This is a genomic window from Phenylobacterium sp. (genome assembly GCF_016793225.1).
Lineage (GTDB): Bacteria > Pseudomonadota > Alphaproteobacteria > Caulobacterales > Caulobacteraceae > Phenylobacterium.
This window is the reverse complement of record NZ_JAEUMN010000015.1, coordinates 1-15632: the sequence shown is the minus strand read 5'-3', so window position 1 is coordinate 15632 and position 15632 is coordinate 1. Positions and strand designations below refer to the sequence as shown.

15 protein-coding genes are annotated in these 15632 nt (G+C 70.3%); 6 read left to right on the top strand and 9 right to left on the bottom strand.

Annotated features, from left to right (window positions below):
• Both JNK30_RS01385 and rodA read left to right on the top strand, forming a co-directional pair.
• Nucleotides 1–897, top strand: an 897-nt coding sequence (locus JNK30_RS01385) for a penicillin-binding transpeptidase domain-containing protein (RefSeq protein ID WP_293479483.1), incomplete at its 5' end; no start/stop codon positions are given.
• Nucleotides 894–2048 carry a rod shape-determining protein RodA gene (rodA, locus tag JNK30_RS01380; RefSeq protein ID WP_293479482.1) on the top strand — a complete coding sequence of 385 codons (1155 nt, stop codon included), beginning with the start codon at nt 894–896 and terminating at the stop codon, nt 2046–2048. The genes JNK30_RS01385 and rodA, both read left to right, overlap by 4 nt.
• 19 nt (nt 2049–2067) lie before the next feature.
• On the opposite strand, the gene JNK30_RS01375 is transcribed toward rodA, so the two are convergent.
• The 3 genes from JNK30_RS01375 to JNK30_RS01365 are packed head-to-tail and all read right to left on the bottom strand — an operon-like array spanning nt 2068 to nt 4453.
• Nucleotides 2068–2451 (bottom strand): nuclear transport factor 2 family protein, encoded by a 384-nt coding sequence (locus JNK30_RS01375; RefSeq protein WP_293479480.1) that lies wholly within the window; start codon nt 2449–2451, stop codon nt 2068–2070.
• Nucleotides 2452–2464: 13 nt separating this feature from the next.
• Complete coding sequence (gene pip / locus JNK30_RS01370; protein ID WP_293479478.1) at nt 2465–3457, bottom strand: prolyl aminopeptidase; 993 nt, start codon at nt 3455–3457, stop codon at nt 2465–2467.
• Nucleotides 3458–3466: 9 nt separating this feature from the next.
• Nucleotides 3467–4453, bottom strand: a complete 987-nt coding sequence (locus JNK30_RS01365; RefSeq protein ID WP_293479476.1) for an alpha/beta hydrolase — start codon at nt 4451–4453, stop codon at nt 3467–3469.
• A gap of 82 nt (nt 4454–4535) precedes the next feature.
• Between JNK30_RS01365 and JNK30_RS01360 the strand changes: the two genes are divergently transcribed.
• Nucleotides 4536–5753, top strand: coding sequence for a multidrug effflux MFS transporter (locus JNK30_RS01360; protein ID WP_293479474.1), 1218 nt, complete (start codon nt 4536–4538; stop codon nt 5751–5753).
• Here JNK30_RS01360 and JNK30_RS01355 read toward each other — a convergent pair.
• Genes JNK30_RS01355 through JNK30_RS01345 form a run of 3 tightly spaced genes read right to left on the bottom strand, consistent with a single transcriptional unit; the run spans nt 5750 to nt 8831 of the window.
• Complete coding sequence (locus JNK30_RS01355) at nt 5750–6133, bottom strand: DUF423 domain-containing protein (protein ID WP_293479473.1); 384 nt, start codon at nt 6131–6133, stop codon at nt 5750–5752. The genes JNK30_RS01360 and JNK30_RS01355 overlap by 4 nt on opposite strands.
• Nucleotides 6133–7554 carry an amidase gene (locus JNK30_RS01350; RefSeq protein WP_293479471.1) on the bottom strand — a complete coding sequence of 474 codons (1422 nt, stop codon included), beginning with the start codon at nt 7552–7554 and terminating at the stop codon, nt 6133–6135. Before JNK30_RS01350 ends, JNK30_RS01355 begins: the two co-directional genes overlap by 1 nt.
• Nucleotides 7554–8831, bottom strand: a complete 1278-nt coding sequence (locus tag JNK30_RS01345; protein ID WP_293479469.1) for an aminotransferase class III-fold pyridoxal phosphate-dependent enzyme — start codon at nt 8829–8831, stop codon at nt 7554–7556. Before JNK30_RS01345 ends, JNK30_RS01350 begins: the two co-directional genes overlap by 1 nt.
• A gap of 143 nt (nt 8832–8974) precedes the next feature.
• Here JNK30_RS01345 and JNK30_RS01340 point away from each other — a divergent pair, with 143 nt between their 5' ends.
• From JNK30_RS01340 to JNK30_RS01330, 3 genes are all read left to right on the top strand, one after another.
• Entirely contained in the window at nt 8975–10141 is a 1167-nt protein-coding gene (locus tag JNK30_RS01340; RefSeq protein ID WP_293479468.1) for an MFS transporter, read from the top strand.
• A gap of 11 nt (nt 10142–10152) precedes the next feature.
• Nucleotides 10153–10911 (top strand): N-acyl homoserine lactonase family protein, encoded by a 759-nt coding sequence (locus JNK30_RS01335; RefSeq protein WP_293479466.1) that lies wholly within the window; start codon nt 10153–10155, stop codon nt 10909–10911.
• Nucleotides 10912–10972: 61 nt separating this feature from the next.
• Nucleotides 10973–11992, top strand: a complete 1020-nt coding sequence (locus JNK30_RS01330) for an NAD(P)-dependent alcohol dehydrogenase (protein ID WP_293479464.1) — start codon at nt 10973–10975, stop codon at nt 11990–11992.
• A gap of 20 nt (nt 11993–12012) precedes the next feature.
• On the opposite strand, the gene JNK30_RS01325 is transcribed toward JNK30_RS01330, so the two are convergent.
• From JNK30_RS01325 to cysD, 3 genes are all read right to left on the bottom strand, one after another.
• Nucleotides 12013–12786, bottom strand: coding sequence for a sulfite exporter TauE/SafE family protein (locus JNK30_RS01325; RefSeq protein WP_293479462.1), 774 nt, complete (start codon nt 12784–12786; stop codon nt 12013–12015).
• A gap of 8 nt (nt 12787–12794) precedes the next feature.
• Nucleotides 12795–14681, bottom strand: a complete 1887-nt coding sequence (cysN, locus tag JNK30_RS01320; protein ID WP_293479460.1) for a sulfate adenylyltransferase subunit CysN — start codon at nt 14679–14681, stop codon at nt 12795–12797.
• A 223-nt stretch (nt 14682–14904) separates the two neighbouring features.
• Nucleotides 14905–15632 (bottom strand): sulfate adenylyltransferase subunit CysD (cysD, locus tag JNK30_RS01315; protein ID WP_293479458.1); only part of this gene is annotated, 728 nt, incomplete at its 5' end.

Here is a 15632-nt window from a genome sequence, read left to right as displayed (position 1 = left end):
GGGCACGGGCCGCAGAACCTCAACGACGCGATCAAGAACTCCTGCGACACCTACTTCTACGCCATGTCGCTGCGCGTCGGGCCCGATCGGATCGCCCAGGCGGCCCGGGCCTTCGGCCTCGGCCAGACCTTCGACATCGGCATCCCCGGCCAGAAGAAGGGCATCGTCCCCGACCCGGCCTGGAAGAAGCGCTACTTCAAGAAGAACGAGGCCATGCAGCCGTGGTGGCCGGGCGAGAACCTGAGCTACGCCATCGGCCAGGGCTATCTGCAGGTGAACTGCCTGCAACTCGCCGTGATGACGGCGCGGCTGGCGAACACGCACTACAAGGCGCTCAACCCGCGCCTGATCAAGTCGGTCGGGGGGCGGGAGCGGCCGCGGGGCTCCGAAGTGCCGGACCTGCCGTTCCCGCGTGAGCACATCGACCGGGTGCGCGCCGGCATGGCGGCCGTGACGGACGTCGGCGGGACCGGCTATCGGGCCAGCCAGCTTGGCCTCGGCGACATCCTGATGGCGGGCAAGACCGGCACCGCCCAGGTGCGCAACTACGACAAGGGCGGCTCCCGCGGTAAAGGCGGCGTGTGGGGCCTGCGCGACCATGGCCTCTTCGTCTGCTACGCGCCGATCGACGAGCCCCGCTACGCCCTGGCGGTGATCGTCCAGCACGGGATGGGCGGCTCGACCGCCGCGGCGCCGCGGGCGCGCGAGATCATGCGCACGGCGCTTCTGAAGGACCCCGAGATCCTGGCCCGCGTGCAGAAGCCGCTGCCGATGCCCGAGATGACGCCGGACCTGGAGCAGGACACCGTCCCGCTCGCGCCGACGCTCACGCCCGCCGGCGTCCAGCCTGCGCCGGCGGCGCCGGCCGCCCCCACAGCCCCGGGACGCCCCGCATGACCGTCTCCGCCCTGACCCGTCCCGGCGAACGCGACCGGCTGATCGTCAAGCTGAGCGAGATCGACTGGGTCTTCGTGCTGGTCATCTCGCTGATCGCCGGCGCCGGCGCGCTGATGCTGTTCTCCGCCGGCGGCTCGTCCTGGAGCCCGTGGGCGGGCAACCACGTGATGCGCTTCGGCATCTGCCTGGTGCTCATGCTCACCCTGGCGGTGATCGACATCCGCGTCTGGCGCGCCGTCGCCTATCCCGTCTACATCGTGGGACTGCTGCTGCTGGTGGCGGTCGAGCTGGTCGGCGACACCCGCCTGGGCGCCCAGCGGTGGCTCTCCATCGGCTCGTTCAGCTTCCAGCCGTCCGAGGTGATGAAGCTGGGCATCGTGCTGGCGCTCGCCCGACTCTACCACGGCGCCTCGGCCAAGCAGGCGCGGCTCTCGTGGTGGCTGCTGATCCCGGCGGCGATGATCGCGCTCCCGGTCCTCCTGGTGGCCCACCAGCCCGACCTGGGCACGGCGATGCTCATCGCGCTGACCGGCGGCGCGATCGTGGTCCTGGCGGGTCTGTCGTGGAAGATCATCGCCGGGGCCATCCTCGGCGTCGCGGCCATCATCCCGCCGTTCGTCATGTTCGTGATGCACGACTACCAGCGCCAGCGCGTGCTGACCTTCCTGGATCCGGAGAGCGATCCCTCGGGGTCCGGCTACCACATCCTGCAGTCGATGATCGCCCTGGGTTCGGGCGGGCTGCTGGGCAAGGGCTACGGCTTCGGCTCCCAGAGTCAGCTCAACTACCTGCCCGAGAAGCAGACGGACTTCATCTTCGCCGCGCTGGCCGAGGAATTCGGCTTCGTGGGCTGCATCTCGGTGCTGATCCTCTATGCGGCGGCCATCTTCATGGCGCTGCGGATGGCCTACCTGAGCCACAGCCACTTCGGCCGCCTGGCCGCCGCGGGCGTCACCGCGACCTTCACCCTCTACGTGATCATCAACGGCGCGATGGTCATGGGGCTGGCGCCGGTGGTCGGCGTGCCGATGCCCATGCTGAGCTACGGCGGGACGGTCATGCTGACGGTCATGATCGGCTTCGGCCTGGTCCAGTCCGTGCGCGTGCACCGCTACGCAGAAGTCACCAGCGGCAAGGGCAGCCTGGTCTGAGCCTCGCGCGGCTTCGCGATCAGAAGGGGTCGAAGCAGTCGTAGTTGCGCTGGCGGCGGATCTTGTCGCCCTGGAACTCGAAGAACACGGCGATCCGGGCGCGCATGGTGTCGCCGGGCTTGAGGGACCTGAGGCCCACCGCGAGCACGCCGCGCCAGAGGACCTCGCACGCGACGAGGTCTCCCACCTCCGCGAGGCTGACGATCTCGTAGGTCTCCGAGGTCAGCACGTTCTGGCCGCGGGCGCTCGCCGCGCGCAGGTCGTCGACGGTGCGGCGCGCGCCGTTCGCGACGAGGGCGTTCGGAAACTCCTCCTGCACCCCGTCCTCGGTGAAGAACCCCAGGGGGTCCCTGCGCGCCTCGATGGCCTTCAGGTAGGCGCGGACGATGTCTGCGCGGCTCATCGTCAGGCGCGCCTCAGACGGCCAGGGCCTGGTCCGTCGCCCTCACCAGGGCATCGACGATGCCCGGTTCGGTGGAGGCGTGGCCGGCGTCCCAGACGACTTCGAACCGGCTCCGCGGCCAGGCGGCCTTGAGCTTCCAGGCGCTCTCCAGGGGCGTCACCACGTCGAAGCGGCCCTGCACGATCCAGCCGGGGATGTCGGCGATCCGGCCGATGTTCTCCAGGATCCAGTTCTCGTGATCGAAGAAGCCGCCGTTGGCGAAGAAGTGGCACTCGATGCGCGCGAACGCGATGGCGAAGTCGATCTCGTTGAACTTCGACGGCCGCGCCTCCGGGCCCCGGATCGAGATCGTGTCGCCCTCCCACTGGCTCCAGGCGGCGGCGGCCTCGGCCTGGATACGCCGGTCCGGGCTGGTCAGGCGCTTGTGGTAGGCGGCGATCATGTCGCCACGCTCCTCGGGGGGGATCGGCGCGCAGAACCGCGCCCAGGCGTCGGGGAACATCATGCACGCCCCGTCCTGGTAGAACCACCGCAGCTCGCGCTGGGTCAGCAGGAACACGCCGCGCAGGACGAGGCTCTCCACCCGTTCCGGATGCCGGATCGCGTAGGCGAGGGCCAACGTCGAGCCCCACGAGCCGCCGAAGACGCACCACTTCTCGACGCCAAGATGCCGGCGCAGCCGCTCGATGTCGTCGACCAGGGCCCAAGTCGTATTGTCGTCGAGGCTGGCGTTGGGGCGGCTCTTGCCGCAACCGCGCTGGTCGAACAGCGCCATGCGCCACTTCGCCGGATCGAAGAAGCGGCGCATGGTCGGGTTGATCGCGCCCCCGGGCCCGCCGTGCAGGATCACGCAAGGCTTGCCCTGCGGGTTGCCGCACTCCTCGTAGAACACCTCGTGCGGTCCTCCGGTCGAGAGGTAACCGCTGGCGAACGGCTCATTGTCCGGGAACAGGCCGCGTCGGTGGCTCGTGGTCGCGACCGCGGGCGCCGGGGTGTTTCGTTCCATTCAGGCCTTCTACTTCGGGAAGCGCCGGTCCAGCCAGTCCAGGATCAGGCGGTTCACTTCGTCCGGTTTCTCCTGCTGTGTCCAGTGGCCGGAGCCCTGGACAAGCCGGGTTTCGAGATCGCCGATGAAGGCCGGCATCGGTTCTGCGGCGGAGGGCGGCAGGACGGCGTCCAGTTCGGCGGTGATCATCAGGCAGGGGACGCCGTCGATCCGCGTGGGCAACGTCTCGGCGCGTTCCCAGTTGCGGGTGAAGTTGCGATACCAGCTGACCGGCCCGAAGAAGCCGCCGTCGCGGAACGCGTCGGCGAACACCGCAAGCTCGTCGGGCGTCAGCAGCCGCTCGCGCGGGTCGGCGTCCGGGCTCCACATCTTCAGCAGGTCGCGGAAGGCGAAGGTGGAACCCGAGGCCGACGTGGGCGGCGGCTCGACGGGCGCGGCCGCCGGGCGTCGCATGAAGAAGTCCATCGTGCGGGTGGTGTCGGCGCCCAGCACGGCCTCGGGTTCGTCCGGGTTCTGGAACCACACGATGTACATGTCGGGCCCGAACCGCTGGCGCATGATGGCGATGGGGTCGGCCGGCGCGCGCGGCATGAAGGGCGTGTTCAGTCCGATCACGCCCGCCACCCGCTGAGGATGGATGAGCGGCATCTGCCACACGACGATGCCGCCCCAGTCGTGCCCGCAGAAGATGGCCTTCTCGACCCCCAGGTGATCGAGGAGCCCCGCCATGTCCCCGGTCAACTGGTCGATGTCGTAGTCGGTCACGCCGGCGGGCTTCGACGAGATGCCGTACCCGCGCTGGTCGGGAGCGATGACCCATCGTCCCGCCTCGCCCAGCGCCTTGATCTGGTGGCGCCACGAGAAGGCGAGTTCCGGGAAGCCGTGGCTGAGGACGATCGGAACGCCCTCGCGCGGCCCGGCCTCGTAGTAGCCGAGCTCGATTCCGTTCACCCGCGCCCGTTTCGGCGGCGGCATCATCGTTTCCAGCGCACCCATCCAACCCTCCCGGCGTTACCGACGCCCTGCCGCATCGATTTCGGTTTTCCGCGGCGTCTGAACTCCATATGGCAGCCCTGTCGTGACGTCCGCCAACGAGACTTCTTCCGGGGCGCCGCCCCGGACGCCCTGGGGCCTGGTGGTCCTGCTGGGCGCCCTCACCGCGATGGGCCCGCTCGCGATCGACATGTACCTGCCTAGCCTGCCCGCGATCGCGGCCGGCCTCGAGGCCGACCCGGCCCAGGCCCAGGCGACCGTCGCGGCGTTCCTGGCAGGGATGGCGGTCGGCCAGCCCTTCTACGGCCCCTGGTCGGACCGCATCGGCCGGCGCATACCCCTTCTCCTGGGCGTGCTCATCTTCATGGCGGCGTCGGCCGCATGCGCCCTGGCGACCTCTGCAGAGATGCTGCTGGCCGCGCGCTTCGTGCAGGCGCTGGGCGCCTGCGCCGGGGGGGTCGTGTCGCGCGCCATCCTGCGCGACCGCTTCGACCACGCGGAAACCGCCAGGATGCTCAGCCTGATGATGCTGATCATGGGCCTGGCCCCGATCCTCGCGCCGATCCTGGGAAGCGCCCTGCTTGCGGTGGGGGGCTGGCGGCTGAACTTCTGGTTCATGACGATCTTCGGCGCGGCGCTCGCCGTCGCGGCCTTCGCGAGGCTGCGGGAGTCCCGGTCGGAAGCCACGGCCGTCCAGGCGTCAACGGAGAACCCCTTCCAGGCGTACGCCGCCCTGCTGCGGCAGCGCCGCCTCATCGGCTACGGCCTCGCGGGCGCGCTGAACGGGGCGACGCTCTTTACCTACATCGCCTCGTCGCCGGGACTGATCATGGGGACCTACGGCCACTCCGCCACCGTCTATCCGTGGCTCTTCGGCCTGAACGCGCTGGGCGTCATCGGGGCGGGCCAGGTGAACCGCATGATCCTGCGCCGGCTCACGCCGGACGCGGTGCTCCTTCGCGCCAGCGCGATCGCGCTGGTCTTCGCCGTCCTGCTCGCCCTCGCCGCGCTCACCGGCCTTGGCGGTCAATGGACCGTGCTGCCGCTGCTGTTCCTGCTGCTCGCCAGCTACGGCTTCATGCAGGGCAACACCATGGCCGGGGCGCTCAACGTGGACCCGCTGCGCGCCGGGTCCATATCCGCGCTGATGGGGACCCTGTCGTTCGCCACCGGAGCGGCGGCGGCGAGCCTCGTCGCGCTCTGGCACGACGGCGGCCCCACGGCCATGGCGCTGGTGATGCTGGCGGCGCTGGTGGGCTCGGCCGTATCGCTGCGCACGCTCGCGCTGCCGACGCAGCCCTAGCCCGCCTGAGGATCCACGCCCCGGGCCGCCCAGGCCAGGATGAGCCAGCCTGTCAGGAAGAGCAGGCCGCCGATGGGGGTGATCGCGCCGAGCCATCGCGGCGCGCCCAGCGCCATGGCGTAGAGACTGCCCGAGAAGATCACCACCCCCGACAGGAAGAAGGCCGGGGCGAGCCGGGCGCGCCGCGCGCCGACCTGCATCAGGGTCGCGCAGGCGAAGGTCGCCATGGTGTGCATGAAGCCGTAGGTGGCGCCCGTCCGCAGCCACTCCTGCGCCTTGGGATCCTTCACCCCGTGCGCCGCGAACGCGCCGACGGCCACGGCGATGAAGCCGCTGATCGCCGCCAGCGTCATCCAGTTCCGCCGCGTCCAGAACCCCATCAGCCCCACACCTGCGGACGCCGGTCCTTCCACGGCGTCTCCTTCTCGAGCTGAGCGGCGAGGCGGAACAGCGTCGCCTCGTCGGCGTAGCGGCCCGTGAACATCATCCCGATCGGGAGGCCGGCGGAGTCCATGTGGAGCGGGAGGCTCATGGACGGCTGGCCGGTGTAGTTGAACGGCGGCGTGAACGGGAAGACCCGGCCCTGGCGGCGGTTCACCTCGCGCGGCTCCAGGTTCACCGGGTCGATGAAGCCGATCTCGGGCACCGGCGTGCCGAGCACCGGCGAGAGATAGACGTCGACGTCCTCGAAGAAGCGAACCACCTCGCGCGCCAGCATCCGCGTCTCCTGCAGCGAATACATGACGTCGGCGCCGGTCTGTCGGCGGCCGGCCTTGAGCGAGGCCCAGGTCAGCGGCTCCAGTTCGTCCGGCTCGGGCTCGCGGCCCACCTCGGCGATGAGCCGGGCCATTCCGGCGGCGAAGTTGGCGGCCGCCGCGGCGCCGCGCGAGGCGTAGAGGGCGCGGTAGTCGACGCCCAGGCCCTTCTCGAAGACCTCGTGGCCGAGCGCCTTCAGCGTGGCGGCCGTCTTCTCCAGCGCGGCCTGGATCTCGGGGTCGATGGGACGGCCCGACGGGGTCTCGCTGGACCAGGCGATCCGCAGCCTGCCCGGGCTGGCGCCCAGTTCCTCGACGTAGGGCCGGGCCTTGGGCGGGGCAGGGTAGGGCGAGCCGGGTTCGGGCACGCCGGTCACGTCCAGCATGGCCGCGCTGTCGCGGACGGTGCGGGTGACGACGTGGTCGACCACATTGCCCATGGCGTAGTCGAAGCCGTCGGGCAGGTTGGGGTTGCGGTCGCGGGTCACCTTCAGCCCCACTAGGCCGCAGCAGGCGGCGGGGATGCGGATGGAACCCAGGCCGTCGGAGGCGTGGGCCAGGGGCGCGATTCCGGCCGCGACCGCGCTGGCCGAGCCGCCCGACGAGCCGCCGGCGATGTGGTTCGGGTTCCAGGGGTTGCGGCAGGGGCCCAGGCGCGCGCTCTCGGTGGTGCCGGTGATGCCGTACTCGGGCGTGTTGGTCTTGCCGAGCGGGACGACGCCCGCGCTGCGGTAGCGCGCCATCAGGCCGCTGTCGGCGGCGTCCACCAGGTTTCCGAACCGGCTCCCGTGCGTGCGGGGCCAGCCCGCGACCGAGATGCCGAGGTCCTTGATCAGGAACGGCACGCCCTTGAACGGGCCGTCCGGAAGCGGTCCCGTCGCGGCCTTGCGGGCGTCCTCGAAGCCTTCGTAGACGATCGCGTTCAGCTTCGGATTGTGCCGCTCGGCGCGTGCGATCGCCGCCTCGACCAGTTCGGCCGGCGTCACCTGCCCCTTGCGGACCAGTTCGGCGAGGCCCAGGCCATCGTAGTTCGAGTAGTCGTCCATCAGCGGGCTCCGGCGGCGAGGAACGCCATTTTCTCAACGGGGGGCAGTTCGGGCGCCTGTCGCTTCAGGACCCCGAATGCGCCCTCGGCCGCGTCCAGCGCCGCGTCGATGTCGGCCTCGGTCATGGCGGCGCAAAGGAACATGTTGTGCCAGGGGTGCACGTAGACGCCCCGGCCCAGCATCTCGGACGAGAAGCAGAACCCCTTCCGCAGGTCGGGGTCGTCGTCGAACAGGAAGAGGGGCATGACCCCGGGACCCGTCTGGCGGAAGCCGAAGCCGGCGGCCCGCGCGCGTTCGTCGAGGCCCTGGCGGAGGCGCTCGCCCAGGGCGGTGATCCGCTCCAGATAGTCGGTCTCGCGGATGAGCCGGAGCGTCTCCAGCGCCGCGGCCATGGGCGCGGCCTGGTACCAGAACGAGCCGGTGACGTAGATCGACGCCGCCGCCTTGCGCGCCCTGTCGTTCCCAAGCAGCACCGAGATCGGGTGTCCGTTGGCCACGCACTTGCCCCACGAGGACAGGTCGGGCCGCACGCCCAGGCGCTCCCACGAGCAGTCGCGGCTGAGCCGGAAGCCGGCCCGCACCTCGTCGACGACCAGGAGCGCGCCCGTGGCGTCGCAGAGCTCGCGGGCGCGGCGGGCGTAGGCCGGGTCGGGATCCGCCTGATCGATGAAGGCGTCGTGCTTGAAGGGGGCCGCGAACACGGCGGCGAGGTCGTCGCCGGCCTCGGCCACGGCAGCCTCCAGGCTGGCCACGTCGTTGTAGTCGTAGAGGATCTGGTGCGAGCGGTCGCTGTCGATGACCCCCGCGGGCCGCGGCACGCACCAGGGCGCGGCGCCGTGGTAGGCGCCCTTGGCCCGCACCACCGTCTTCCGCTTCGTGTGCGCGCGCGCCGTGGTCAGCGCCATGGTGGTGGCGTCCGTGCCGTTCTTGCAGAAGATCGCCCAGTCGGCGTGGCTCACCATGCGCACCAGCGCCTCGGCGAGTTCCACCATCAGGGCCGTCGGGCCTGTCAGCGTGTCGCCCAACCCCAGCTGGCGGACGTAGGCGGCGTCGATCTCGGGATGCCCGTAGCCGAACAGGTTCGGGCCGTAGGCGCACATGAAGTCGAGGTAGCGGGCGCCGTCCACGTCCCACAGGTGCGCGCCTTCCGCCCGCGCGAAGAACTGCGGATAGTCGTCCGGGAGCAGGCCCACCGACTGGTGCCCGAACATGCCCCCGGGAATGACCGCGGCGGCGCGCTCGCGAAGGTTCCGGTCGGCGCTGTTGGCGCGGGTCATGCGGCCTCCCTTTTCGTTGTCCGCGGACATTAGGGCCACCGCCCTCTCCACGTCATCCCCCGGCTTGTCCGGGGGATCCATCCAGCTCGGCGTCGCCGGGGGCGCGGGGCGCCGGAGCGGCCGACTCCGTGTAACTCACCGCCATGTCCCTGCCGGTCCGCCTCGGCCTCTTCTATGCGGCGATCTTCGTCGGCACGGGGGCGTCCTCGCCCTACATGCCGGTGTGGTTCGCCGACCGCGGGCTGAACGGCGCGCAGATCGGCCTCATCCTGTCGCTGCCCATGCTGGCGCGGGCGTTCACGGCGCCGCTGCTCGCGGTGTGGGCCGACAGCTTCCGGCTGCGCCGCACCGCGCTCATCTGGATGAGCCTGGGGGTGGGGGTCTGCTACGCGCTGATGGCGCTTCCGCTGGGGTTCGCGGGCTGGATGGTGGTGTGGTTCGCCGCGTCGTCCGCGTTCTCCACCGTCTCGCCGCTGACCGACGTGATCGTGCTCAACCGCGCGCGGCGGGACGGCTTCAACTACGGCTGGCCCCGGGGCATCGGGTCGGCGGCCTTCATCGTGGCGAACGTCGGCATGGGCGCGGTGCTGAGCTGGGGCACGCCCGACCTGGTGCTGGTCTGGATCACCGCGGCAGTGGCGCTGACGGCGCTCGCCGCGCGCTACTGCCTGCCGCCCGACCCCGTGCACGAGGAGGGTGCGGCGCCCCCGCCGACCGCCGATCGGTTCGCGGGCCTCGGCGACCTGCTGCGCGACCCGGCCTTCATGACCGCGGCCTTCGCCTGCGGCCTGATCCAGTCCGCGCACGCCTTCTACTACAGCTTCTCGACCCTCACCTGGAAACAGCAGGGAATCCCCGAGAGCATGACGGGCGTGCTCTGGGGCGTGGGGGTCGCCGTGGAGGTGGCCTTCCTCTGGTGGATGGAGCCGTGGCGACGGCGGGTCGGCCCGCGCAACCTGCTGGTGATCGGCGGCGTCGCGGCGATCGTCCGCTGGACGGCCTATGCGTTCTCGCCGCCGCTCTGGCTGGTGTTTCCGCTGCAGGCGCTGCACGTCTTCAGCTATGCGGCGACGTTCCTGGCCTCGCTGCAACTCGTCGAGCGGCTGTCGACGCCGCGCAACGCCTCGGCCGCCCAGGCGATCAACTCGGCGCTGTCGGGCGGGGTGCTCGCGGGCCTCGCGACCATGGCCTCAGGGCCGCTCTTCGACCGGTTCGGCGCCCACGGATACCTGCTGATGACGGCGATGTGCGTGGCGGGCCTCATCGGCGCGCTCCGGCTATATGGCGTGGGCCGGCTGGACCCGGCGTGAGGGAGGACTCCATGAGCCTGCGCCTGTTCGGCTGCCTGTGCGGTCAGTTCCACAGCGACGGCGTCGCCATGGCCATGCCGGGCGAGCGGGTAAGCGTGCCGATCCCCTTCTACGTCCTCGAGCATCCCGAAGGGGTGGCGTTGTTCGACTGCGGACTCCCGGCGGCGATGGTCGATCCTGACGAGAGCTACCGCGTCGCGCTGCGCAAGGTGGGTCTCGACGCGACGCTCACGCCCGAGGAGACGCTGACCCGGAACCTCGAGCGGCTGGACATCGATCCGGCGCGGGTGCGGTGGGCGGCCCTGTCGCACCTGCACTTCGACCATGCCGGCGGCCTGCGGGAGCTGCCGAACGCCACGGTCATCGTCCAGAGGCGCGAGTGGGAGGCCGGGTTCGAGCCCGAACTCTCGAGCCGGTACGGCCTTCGCAAGCGGTACTTCGACCTTGGGCACCCGGTGACCTTGGTGGAGGGCGAGCACGACCTGTTCGGCGACGGCTCGGCCGTGCTGGTCCCCAGCCACGGTCACACGCCCGGCCACCAGTCGCTGCGCGTGCGGAGCGACCGGGGCGACCACATCCTGGCAGGCGACGCCTGCTACCACTGCGGCGTCGTCGAGACCCGGCAGTTTCCCCAGATGTCGGATCACGCGGCCATGAACCGTTCGCTGGACGCGCTCCTGGCCCTCCGTGGGCCCGATACGGTGATGGTCTGGGGACACGACCCCGATCAATGGGGCGAGCGGCCCGTTCTACCGAACGCGCGAGACTGACGTGGCGACACGCTTGCGGGGCGGGGTCGGGCGCGGCGTAGTGGCGGCCCGGAGGTAAGTCATGCGCGCACTGAACGTCACCGCCCCGTGGGGCCTGGACGCCATCAAGGTCGTCGAATTGCCCGACCCGAAGCCCGGCCCGGGCCAGGTGCTGGTGCGGATGAAGGCGGTGTCGCTGAACTACCGCGACCTGTTGATGGTCAACGGCATGTACGGGCGCGCGCCGGCGACGACAAGCGACGTCATCACGCCCTTCTCCGACGGCTGCGGCTACGTCGAGGCGGTGGGCGAGGGCGTCACGCGCTTCAAGCCGGGCGACCGGGTGGCGACGCTGTTCTTCCAGGGCTGGATCTCGGGCCCGCCCACGCTGGAGAAGGTGGTCACCGCCCTTGGCTTCCCGATCCCGGGCGCGGGCTCCGAGCTGCAGACCTTCTCGGAACATGGCCTGTCCAAGGTCCCCGAGTTCCTTTCGGACAACGAGGTCGCGACCTTGCCCTGCGCCGCGCTCACCGCCTGGCGCGGCCTGTTCTACGACGCCCGGCTCGAGCCCGGGGACACGGTGGTGCTGCAGGGCACAGGCGGGGTGTCGATCTTCGGACTGCAGTTCGCCCACGCCGCGGGCCTGCGGACGCTCATCACCTCGTCGTCGGACGCCAAGCTGGAGCGGGCCAAGGAGCTCGGGGCCGACCACCTGGTGAACTACAAGACCACGCCCGCGTGGTCCGGGCCCGTGCGTGAGGTGACGAACGGCCGCGGCGCCGACTTCATCATGGAGGTGGGCGGCGGCGGCACGATCCAGGAGAGCATGCGCGCCATCAAGATCGGCGGCCACATCGCGATCATCGGCGTCGTGGCGGGCGCGGGCGAGCCGTTCAATCCCGCGGCGCTCATCGGTAACTCGGCCAAGCTGCAGGGCCTGTCGGTCGGCTCGCGCGACATGTTCGAGTCGATGTGCCGGATGATGGATCTGAAGAAGATCTTCCCTGTGGTCGACAAGGTGTTCCCGTTCACCGAGGCCAAGGCGGCGTTCTCCGCGATGGCGGCGGGCGAGCACTTCGGCAAGATCGTGCTGGAGTTCTGATCCGGGCGGCGGAACGCGCTCTAGCGCAGCAGCAGCGCGCCCTGCCAGATGGCGAGGCCGACGACGACGAAGCCCACGACCCAGGTCAGCAGGCGCAGGGGCAGGACCTTGGTCATCCAGCCGGCGACGGGGGCGGCGACGACCCCGCCCGCGATCAGCCCGCCCACCGACCAGAGCAGGCCGCGCAGCCCCTCGGTCTCCCAGTGGCCGGTCAGCAGCGCCGCCAGGAAGGCCGCCGAGGTGGCGGCGGCGACGAACATCTCGGCGGTGTTGGTGGTGCCGATGGCCTTGCGCGGATCGGCGCCCGCGCCCATCAGCGACGAGGTGACGACCGGGCCCCACCCGCCGCCGCCGATGGCGTCGAAGAACCCGCCGGCCAGGCCCAGCGGGAAGGGCGATTTCCACGAGAACACCTTGGGCCTCGTCTGCCGCCAGGCGCGGTAGAGGATGACCAGCCCCATCAGGCCCAGCCAGGCCACCACATAGGGCTTCACCGCCTCGCCGGGCACCGACGTCAGTACGTAGGTCCCCAGCACCCCGCCCACCACGCCGCCGCCGGTCAGCAGCGCCAGCAGCTTCCAGTCCACGTTGCGGTAGACGATGTGCGACAGGCCGGAGGCCAGGCCGGTGAACACCTTGGCCGCGTGCACGCTGGCCGAGGCGTTGGCCGGCGTCACCCCGACGCTCAGCAGGACGGAGGTGGAGATGACGCCATAGGCCATGCCCAGCGCGCCGTCGACGAGCTGGGCCGCGAAGCCCACCGCGGCGAAGGTCCAGAAGTCGGTCGGCGGCACGGCGTCCGTCAGGCGTGAAGCCAGCGGAAGATCGCCTCGGCGGCTTCCTCGGCGGTCATGGCGGTCGTGTCGATGCGGATCTCGGCCGCTTCAGGCGCCTCGTAGGGGCTGTCGATGCCGGTGAAGTTCTTGAGCTCGCCCTTGCGGGCCTTGGCGTAGAGGCCCTTCACGTCCCGCTTCTCGGCCTCGGCCAGCGGGGTGTCCACGAAGACCTCCACGAACTCGCCCTCCGGCATCATCTCGCGGACCATCCGGCGCTCGGCGCGGAAGGGGCTGATGAAGGCGGTGAGCACGATCAGGCCCGCGTCGGCCATCAGCTTGGCGACCTCGCCCACTCGGCGGATGTTCTCGACCCGGTCTTCCTCGGTGAAGCCGAGGTCGCGGTTGAGGCCGTGGCGGACGTTGTCCCCGTCCAGCAGGTAGGTGTGGCGGCCCTCGGCGTGCAGCCGCTTCTCCACCAGGTTCGCGATCGTGGACTTGCCCGCGCCCGAAAGCCCCGTGAACCACAGCACGCGCGGCTTCTGGCCCTTGGCGGCGGCGCGGGCGGCCTTGTCGACGTCGGTGGCCTGCCAGTGGATGTTGTGGCTGCGGCGGAGCGCGAAGTGCAGCATCCCGGCGCCGACGGTGCGGTTGGTCATCCGGTCGATCAGGATGAAGCCGCCCAGGTCCTTGTTCTCGGCGTAGGCGTCGAAGGCGATCGGCGCGGCCAGCGACAGGTTGCAGACGCCGATCTCGTTCAGCTCCAGGCGCGTGGCCGCGAGCTTCTCCAGGGTGTTGACGTTGACCCTGTGCTTGGGCTCGGTCACCTGCGCCGACACCGTCCGGGCGCCCGACTTCAGGAGGTACGAGCGGCCGGGGAGCAGAGGCTCCTCGTCGAACCAGACGATGGTCGCCTCGAACTGGTCCGCCACCTCCGGCGGGCTCGAGGCGGCGGCCAGAACGTCGCCGCGGCTGATGTCGATCTCGTCCTTCAGGGTCAGCGTCACCGACTGGCCGGCCACCGCCTGCGGAAGATCGCCGGTGAACGTCACGATGCGCTCGACCGTGCTCTCGCGGCCGGAGGGCAGGGCCTTCACCTTGTCGCCGGGCCGGATGACGCCCGAGGCGATCAGGCCCGAGAAGCCGCGGAAGTCGAGGTTGGGGCGGTTCACCCACTGGACCGGCATGCGGAAGGGCTTGCCCTGGAGGTCGTCCTCGACCGGGGCCTCCTCCAGCCAGCGCATCAGCGGCGGGCCGTCGTACCAGGGCGACTTGTCGGACGTGTCGGTGATGTTGTCGCCCTTCAGCGCCGACATCGGGATGGCGGTGAAGTCGCGGATGCCGATCTGGCCGGCGAAGTCGCGGTACTCGGCGACGATGGCGTCGAAGATCTCCCGGCTCCAGTCCACCAGGTCCATCTTGTTCACCGCCAGCAGCACGTGGCGGATGCCGAGCAGGCTCACGAGATAGCTGTGCCGCCGCGTCTGGGTCAGGACGCCCTTGCGCGCGTCGATCAGGATGATGGCCGCGTCCGCCGTCGAGGCGCCGGTGACCATGTTGCGGGTGTACTGCTCGTGGCCGGGCGTGTCGGCGACGATGAACTTGCGCCGGTCGGTCGAGAAGAAGCGGTAGGCCACGTCGATGGTGATGCCCTGCTCGCGCTCGGCGGCGAGGCCGTCCACGAGGAGGGCGAAGTCGATGTCGCCCCCCTGGGTGCCGACCTTCTTGGAGTCCGCCTCCAGGGCGGCCAGCTGGTCCTCGAAGATCATCTTCGAGTCGTAGAGCAGCCGGCCGATCAGGGTGGACTTGCCGTCGTCCACCGAGCCGCAGGTGAGGAACCGCAGCAGGCTCTTGGTCTCGTGCGCCTTGAGGTAGGCGTGGATGTCCTCGGCGATGAGGGCGGACTGGTGGGCCATCAGTTCCTCTCCTGCGAAGCGGGAGAGGGGGACCGCTCGCCGAAGCCGGCTTCAGGCCGGCTGAAGAGCGAGGGGTGGAGAGGGAAAACCGCACGCGCTGCGGGCCGATCGCGCCGGATCGGGCTCAGCGCCTGCGGCCGGCCCTCTCCACCGTCCGCTCTGCGGCGGACGGTCCCCCTCTCCCATGGGATGGGAGAGGAAAGGTGAATTTCGATGGAGCCCATCAGAAGTAGCCCTCCTGCTTCTTCTTTTCCATCGAGGCGGTCTGGTCGTGGTCGATCACCCGGCCCTGGCGCTCCGAGGTGGTGGTGAGCAGCATCTCCTGGATGATCTCGGGCAGGGTGGCCGCCGTGCTCTCGACGGCGCCGGTCAGGGGGTAGCAGCCCTGGGTGCGGAAGCGGATGGAGCGCATCTGCGGGACCTCGCCCGGCAGGAGGCGCATGCGCTCGTCGTCGACCATGATCAGGTTGCCGCCGCGCTCGACCACCGGCCGCTTTGCCGCGAAGTAGAGCGGCACGATCGGGATGTCCTCCAGGTAGATGTATTGCCAGATGTCGAGCTCGGTCCAGTTCGAGATCGGGAAGGCGCGGAAGTTCTCCCCCTGCGCCTTGCGGGTGTTGTAGAGCCGCCAGAGTTCCGGGCGCTGGTTCTTGGGATCCCAGCGGTGCTCGGCGGTGCGGAAGCTGAGGATCCGCTCCTTGGCCCGGCTCTTCTCTTCGTCGCGCCGTCCGCCGCCGAACGCCGCGTCGAAGCCGTACTTGTCGAGCGCCTGCTTCAGGCCCTCGGTCTTCCACATGTCGGTGTGCAGGGTGCCGTGGTCGAACGGATTGATGCCGCGCGCCTTGGCCTCGGGGTTCTGGTGGATCAGCAGATCCATGCCGCTCTCGCGGGCCATGCGCTCGCGCATCTCGTACATCGCCCGGAACTTCCAGGTCGTGTCGACGTGCAGCA